This is a genomic window from Caulobacter sp. GW821-FHT11A05, from assembly GCF_058809015.1.
This window is the reverse complement of the sequence record NZ_JBXASF010000002.1, coordinates 612,708-619,209: the sequence shown is the minus strand read 5'-3', so window position 1 is coordinate 619,209 and position 6,502 is coordinate 612,708. Positions and strand designations below refer to the sequence as shown.

Sequence of the window (6,502 nt, the reverse complement as noted above, 5' to 3'; positions counted from 1 at the left end):
TGGTCCCCCTCCCCCGATGGGGGAGGAACTGAACGCCGCCATCTCCGCCGACGCCGTCACCACCCTCCCCGGCCCCGCCCTCATCGTTCGCGGCGACACCCAGATCGCCGTCGCCGCCGGCTGGACCGCCGCCCGCGAGGACGATGGCCTGATCCGCCTGACCCGCACCACCGCCAAAGCCCTCGCCGAATCCGACACCACCCGCCCCGACCCGGTCACCCTCGAGCTGTTCAACCGCCGCTTCATGGGCGTCGCCGAGGCCATGGGCGCCGCCCTCGAACGCACCGCCCATTCGGTCAACATCAAGGAGCGGCTCGACTTCTCCTGCGCCCTGTTCGACACCGATGGCGGCCTGGTCGCCAACGCCCCCCACATGCCGGTGCACCTGGGCAGCATGGGCGCCAGCGTCCGCGCCGTGCAGGCCCGCCACGCATCCTTCGCCCCCGGCGACGCCTTCGTCCTCAACAACCCCTACTTCGGCGGCACCCACCTGCCCGACATCACCGTGGTGATGCCGGTGTTCATGGACCCGTCCGACGCCCAGCCATCCTTCTACGTCGCCGCCCGCGGCCACCACGCCGACGTCGGCGGCGTCCAGCCCGGCTCCATGCCGCCCTTCTCCAAGTCCATCGACGAGGAAGGCGTCATGCTCGACGCCCTCCCCATGATGCGCAAAGGCGTCTTCCTCGAAGCCGAGACCCGCGCCGCGCTCGCCACCGGCCAGTGGCCGGCCCGCGCCCCCGACCGCAACATCGCCGACCTCAAGGCCCAGCTCGCCGCCTGCCAGGCCGGCGCCTCCGCCGTCGCCCAGATGATCGAAAGCCACGGGGCCCGCACCGTCGCCCGCTACATGGCCTTCGTCCAACAGAACGCCGAAGCCTCCGTCCGCCGCGCCATCGAGAAACTCACCGACGGCGAGGCCCGCGTCCCCCTCGACGGGGCCGGCGAGATCGTCGTCAAGGTCACCGTCGACGCCGCCGCCCGTGAGGCCACCCTCGACTTCACGGACTCCGCCGACCAGCTGGCCACCAACTTCAACGCCCCCAGCGCCATCGTCAGCGCCGCCGCCCTCTACGTCTTCCGCACCCTGGTCGACGACGAGATTCCGCTCAACGCCGGCTGCCTGGCCCCGCTGCACATCCTGACCAGAGAAGGCTCGATGCTCGACCCGCATCCGCCGGCCGCCGTCGTCGCCGGCAATGTCGAGACCAGCCAGCACGTCGTCGACGCCCTCTATGCGGCGCTCGGCGTCATGGCCAACGGCCAGGGGACGATGAACAACTTCACCTTCGGCGACGAAGACAAGCAGTACTACGAGACCATCTGCGGCGGCTCCGGCGCCACCGCCCGCGGCCCCGGCACGTCGGCCATCCACACCCACATGACCAACAGCCGTCTCACCGACCCCGAAATCCTCGAGCGCCGCTTCCCGGTCCGCGTCGAGCATTTCGGCATCCGCCACGGCTCCGGCGGGGCCGGCAGACACCCCGGCGGCGACGGCGCCCTGCGCCGCATGCGCTTCCTCAGCCCCATGGACGCAGCGTTGCTTTCAAGCCGCAGGCTGAATGTTCCGCGCGGAATCGCCGGTGGCGGGGATGGTTTGCCGGGCGAGCAACGTTTGATTGCCACAAACGGCGAGGTAAGAAGCCTCACCGGCTGTTTCTCCGTATCCGTGGAGGCTGGTGACGTCATCGAGATCGAAACCCCGGGGGGCGGTGGTTTCGGCAGCGCCGACGTCTGAGTTGCCCGTGTTTGCCCCTGACCAGGACCTTTGAATGGCCCCGATCCTTCCCCTGCTCCTCTCCCTGCTGCTGACCCAGGAGGTCGCGCCCGCCGAGACGCCGGCCCCGGCCGCCGCGCCGGCCGAAGCGGAATACCCGATCCCGCCCGGCGCGCCGGACGACGACTACGGCCTGGTCGCCTGGTGCTACGGCGCCCTCGACGGCCACATGAAGCTCTACGACAAGGTCCTGCCCGAGGTGGAGCGGATCGAGACCGAGATCGCCAAGATCCCCGGCGCCCCGCCCGCCGACATGCAGGGCTACAAGGACCAGCGCGCGGCCGGCAAGGACACGCTGAAACTGTTCCGCGGCGCCATGGAAGCGGCCGAAAAGGCCTCTCCCAAGCCGATCGCCCCCTACGGCGCCGAGTCGCTGAAGCGCGGCAACGGCGTCTGGTTCACCATCCGTGACACCAAGGACAAGAAGTACCTGGCCCGCGAGTGGATGAGCTGGGGCCTGCCCGGACGCTGCCTGCCCACCGCCCAGAAGCTGCAGACCAAGTCCAACCTGTTTGGCCAGGCCCTGACCTACAACGCCAAGGCCCCCGCGGCCGCGCCGGCTGATCCCATCGGCGCCGCCGTCACCGACGCCCAGGCCGCCGAGCCGATTGTTGGGACGCCGGTCGAGCCGCAGGTCTCCGACCCGGCCGAACAGACGCTCACGCCCTCGGACACCGCTCCGGCTGATGCCAAGCCAGAGGACGCCCCGGCCCCCGACCTGCGCGGCCCGCAATAGGCGTGATCGTCTATCTGCTGTACGCCGTGGCGATCGCCTGCGGCGTGCTCTCGTTCGTGGCGTTCGGACGGTCGGTCTATCACTCCTGGTCCAGGCGGGGAGACACCCGGCGCATGCTGGCGAACGGCGTGGGCGCGGTCGGGTTATGGTTCGTCGTCGTGTTGACGATCATCCTCGGCAACCATCTGCAAAACCTCTAGATCAATATGTCTAGACATATTCATCTTCCGGCCGGCGGACGCTGAAACGGGGACACATTGAATTGCCGCTGACACCAACCTCGGGGTTCTCTCGAGCGTCCGCGGCAATTCAATGTGTCCCCTTTTGCCGTCGGCGGGGCAAGAACACCCTGACAAACTGCAACTTCACCCCAACGAAACCACAACGCGATCGATATCTTTTTGTCGCCCGACCACGACCTTTCATAGACGCGACCACAAGCAAATATTTTCTATATTTCAAAGACTTAACGGCAACAAACCGCTCGACAGCCGCCAAGCCGTGGTACAATGGCGGACCGCTTCGATAAGCTCCGCCGCTATGCCGCCGCGTCCCGCGCCTTCGCCATCGGGTCATAGGCCAGGATCGGCGCCAGCCAGCGCTCGGCTGTCGCCAGTTCCCAGCCCTTGCGGTCCGCATAGTCCGCCACCTGGTCGCGATCGATCTTGCCGACCCCGAAGTAGTGGGCCTGCGGATGGGCGAAGTAGAGGCCCGAGACCGAGGCCGGCGGGCTCATGGCGAAGCTCTCGGTCAGGGCCATGCCGGTGTGGTTTTCGGCGTCGAGCAGTTTGAACAGCGTCGCCTTCTCGGTGTGGTCCGGCTGAGCCGGGTAACCCGGCGCCGGGCGGATGCCCTGGTACTTCTCGGCGATCAGGGCGTCGATGTCGAAGGGCTCGTCGGGGGCGTAACCCCACAGCTGCGTCCGCACCTGCCGGTGCAGGGATTCGGCGAAGGCCTCGGCCAGCCGGTCGGCCAGGGCCGCCGACAGGATGGCGTTGTAGTCGTCGCCGGCCGCCTTGAACTTCGCGGCGATCTCGGTCTCGCCATGGCCGGCGGTGACGGCGAAGGCGCCGATCCAGTCCTGGGCCTTGTCGCCCGGGGCGACGAAGTCCGACAGGGCCAGGTTGGCCTTGCCGCCCGACTTGTCCATCTGCTGGCGCAGGGTGTGGAAGCGGGCCAGTTCGGCGGTGCGGCTCTCGTCCGAGAACACCGCGATGTCGTCACCCACCGCCTGGGCCGGCCAGAAGCCGACAACCCCTTTGGCGGTGAACCACTTCTCCTCGACGATGCGCTTCAGCATCGCCTGCGCGTCGCGGAACAGGTCGCTGGCCGCCTCGCCGACGATGTCGTCCTCTAGGATGGCCGGATAGCGCCCGACCAGCTCCCAGCTGGCGAAGAAGGGCGTCCAGTCGATGTGGCGGGCCAGGTCGGCCAGGTCGCCCTCGACGGCGCGGACGCCGATGAAGCTGGGCTTCACCGTCGGTTGCGCGCTCCAGTCGACGGGATGGGCGTTGGCCCGCGCCTTGGCGATCGGAGTGCGGTTCTTGGCTTCCTGGCCGCGAGCGAACTGCTCGCGGACACGGATGTATTCGGTGCGGGTCTCGGCTTCGAGCCGGGGCCTCTCTTCGGAAAGGAGGCCGGAGACCACACCGACCGCCCGGCTGGCGTCGAGCACATAGGTGGTCGAACTGCGCCGGTAGGCCGGCTCGATCTTCACCGCCGTGTGGGTTTTGCTGGTCGTCGCCCCGCCGATCAGCAGGGGGATGTCGAAGCCGCGCCGCTCCATCTCGGCGGCGACGAAGACCATCTCGTCCAGCGACGGGGTGATCAGGCCCGACAGCCCGATGATGTCGACGTTGTGGGCCTTGGCCTCGTCGAGGATGCGGTCGGCCGGGACCATGACGCCCAGGTCGATGACCTCGTAGTTGTTACACTGCAGGACCACCCCGACGATGTTCTTGCCGATGTCGTGGACGTCGCCCTTGACCGTGGCCATCAGGATCCTGCCCGCCGCCTTGCGCGGCTGGCCTTCCTTCTCGGCCTCCATGAAGGGCGTCAGCCAGGCCACCGCCTGCTTCATCACCCGGGCCGACTTGACCACCTGCGGCAGGAACATCTTGCCCGCGCCGAACAGGTCGCCGACGACGTTGATACCGTCCATCAACGGCCCCTCGATGACGTGCAGCGGCCGCTCGGCCTGCAGCCGGGCCTCCTCGGTGTCGGCGTCGATGAACTCGGTGATGCCGTTGACCAGGGCGTGGGTCAGCCGCTCCTGCACCGTGCCGGCCCGCCAGGCCTGGTCGGCCACCTTGGCCACCGTCCCATCGCCCTTGTACTTGGGCGCCAGGTCGACCAGCCGCTCGGTCTGGCTGCCGCCGTCCTTGGGCTTCCTGTTGAGGATCACATCCTCGACGGCTTCCCGCAGCTCGGCCGGGATGTCGTCGTAGACTGGCAGGTCGCCGGCGTTGACGATGCCCATGTCCATGCCGGCGTTGATGGCGTGGTAGAGGAACACCGAGTGGATGGCCCGCCGCACCGGCTCGTTGCCGCGGAAGCTGAACGAGACGTTTGACACCCCACCCGACACCCGCGCCCAGGGCAGCTGCTGCTTGATGGCCCGTGTCGCCTCGATGAAGTCGACGGCGTAGTTGTCGTGCTCCTCGATCCCCGTCGCCACCGCGAAGATGTTGGGGTCGAAGATGATGTCCTCGGGGGGAAAGCCGACCTCGTCCACCAGGATGTTGTAGGCCCGTGTGCAGATCTCGATCTTGCGGGCGGCGGTGTCGGCCTGGCCCTGCTCGTCGAAGGCCATGACCACCACGGCCGCGCCATAGCGCAGGCACAGGCGCGCATGATGCCGGAAGGCGTCCTCGCCCTCCTTCATGCTGATCGAATTGACGATGGCCTTGCCCTGAACGCACTTGAGGCCCGCCTCGATCACCTCCCACTTGGAGCTGTCGATCATCACCGGCACCCGGGCGATGTCCGGCTCGGCCGCCATCAGGTTGAGGAAGGTGACCATGGCCAGCTTCGAATCCAGCAGGCCCTCGTCCATGTTGACGTCGATGACCTGCGCCCCGGCCTCGACCTGCTGGCGCGCCACGGCCAGCGCCGCCGTGTAGTCGCCCTCGACCACCAGCTTGCGGAATTTGGCCGAGCCGGTGACGTTGGTCCGCTCACCGACGTTGACGAAGACAGGTCTCACTACAGCATCCCATTATCGATAGCGGGCTCACGGCCCCCGAGGGCCAGGCGGCGGCTGATGACCGCCTGGGGCACACCAGCCGTGACGGCCTTCATCACTGGCCCGGGCCCCTGCCCGTGAAGTTGTTTCAGGCCCGCTATCGCAGAGCGCAGTTGGGCCATCGTCGCGCCGGCCACCGCCAGCTTGAAGGCGTCAAAGTCCTTGATCTCAAGCACCGGATCGCCCGGCGCCGCGCCGATGTCGATACGTGGCGCGGTCTGCACCAGGGCGTTGACGAGCACGGCGGCGGCCTTGTCGTTGGTCGCACGGCCGAGCCGGCTGCGCAGATCGCGCAGCAACTCGGTCTCGGTGGCGGTGAGCGCGTGGGCCTTGTCGAGCTTCGGCGTCGTGCTCACGTCAGGCGCTCCCGTATCCGCGCCAGACTGGCTTGCCATGCCTCGAGGTCTGGCCCTTCGCCCCAGAGCTCCATCAATTCCGAGTCGGCGCCAATTCGGTCCAGCGCAGCCCGTCCAATCTCCAGCAAACCCTGCTCTCCGCCGGCGAGGCGCACCACCAGGTGTCGATAGTCGTCAGGAAGCAGACTGGCGTCTTTCGAGCGAACAGCCGCCAGCACGGCCGCGGCGGCAACGCCCGCCGACGCCGCGTCCGCCTCGACGTAGTCCAGATCGATCACGTCCTGCAGCCGTCCGCCAACGGCCTGCATGCCCCCCTGCTCCAGCTCGGCAAGGAAATCGAGCGCATCGTCGTTGGCGAACGGCTCGTGGCTCCACGCGCCCATGGT

At 68.0% G+C, this 6,502-nt stretch carries 6 protein-coding genes; 3 read left to right on the top strand and 3 right to left on the bottom strand.

The window, feature by feature from the left end; genetic code table 11:
- Positions 1–16 precede the first annotated feature (16 nt).
- From AC1RSK_RS05810 to AC1RSK_RS05800, 3 genes are read left to right on the top strand one after another with little or no spacing between them, the layout of a single operon-like run.
- The gene (locus tag AC1RSK_RS05810; protein ID WP_492906375.1) at positions 17–1,741 is read left to right on the top strand and encodes a hydantoinase B/oxoprolinase family protein; all 1,725 of its coding nucleotides are present in this window, start codon (positions 17–19) and stop codon (positions 1,739–1,741) included.
- A 34-nt stretch (positions 1,742–1,775) separates the two neighbouring features.
- Positions 1,776–2,516, top strand: a complete 741-nt coding sequence (locus tag AC1RSK_RS05805) for a hypothetical protein (RefSeq protein WP_492906373.1) — start codon at positions 1,776–1,778, stop codon at positions 2,514–2,516.
- Between the two features lie 2 nt (positions 2,517–2,518).
- Complete coding sequence (locus AC1RSK_RS05800; RefSeq protein ID WP_492906372.1) at positions 2,519–2,716, top strand: hypothetical protein; 198 nt, start codon at positions 2,519–2,521, stop codon at positions 2,714–2,716.
- Positions 2,717–3,054: 338 nt separating this feature from the next.
- Here AC1RSK_RS05800 and metH read toward each other — a convergent pair whose 3' ends face one another.
- The 3 genes from metH to AC1RSK_RS05785 are packed head-to-tail and all read right to left on the bottom strand — an operon-like array spanning position 3,055 to position 6,499.
- Positions 3,055–5,721, bottom strand: coding sequence for a methionine synthase (metH, locus tag AC1RSK_RS05795; protein ID WP_492906371.1), 2,667 nt, complete (start codon positions 5,719–5,721; stop codon positions 3,055–3,057).
- Positions 5,721–6,116, bottom strand: coding sequence for a hypothetical protein (locus AC1RSK_RS05790; RefSeq protein ID WP_492906369.1), 396 nt, complete (start codon positions 6,114–6,116; stop codon positions 5,721–5,723). The genes metH and AC1RSK_RS05790 overlap by 1 nt, the downstream gene beginning before the upstream one ends.
- Positions 6,113–6,499, bottom strand: coding sequence for a DUF4259 domain-containing protein (locus AC1RSK_RS05785; RefSeq protein ID WP_492906367.1), 387 nt, complete (start codon positions 6,497–6,499; stop codon positions 6,113–6,115). Before AC1RSK_RS05785 ends, AC1RSK_RS05790 begins: the two co-directional genes overlap by 4 nt.
- Positions 6,500–6,502: the final 3 nt, after the last annotated feature.

Bases quoted from the DNA above. Each gene is read 5' to 3' on its own strand.
- AC1RSK_RS05810 (WP_492906375.1), top strand. From the start codon at position 17: ATGGGGGAGGAACTGAACGCCGCCATCTCCGCCGACGCCGTCACCACC.
- AC1RSK_RS05805 (WP_492906373.1), top strand. From the start codon at position 1,776: ATGGCCCCGATCCTTCCCCTGCTCCTCTCCCTGCTGCTGACCCAGGAG.
- AC1RSK_RS05785 (WP_492906367.1), bottom strand. From the start codon at position 6,499: ATGGGCGCGTGGAGCCACGAGCCGTTCGCCAACGACGATGCGCTCGAT.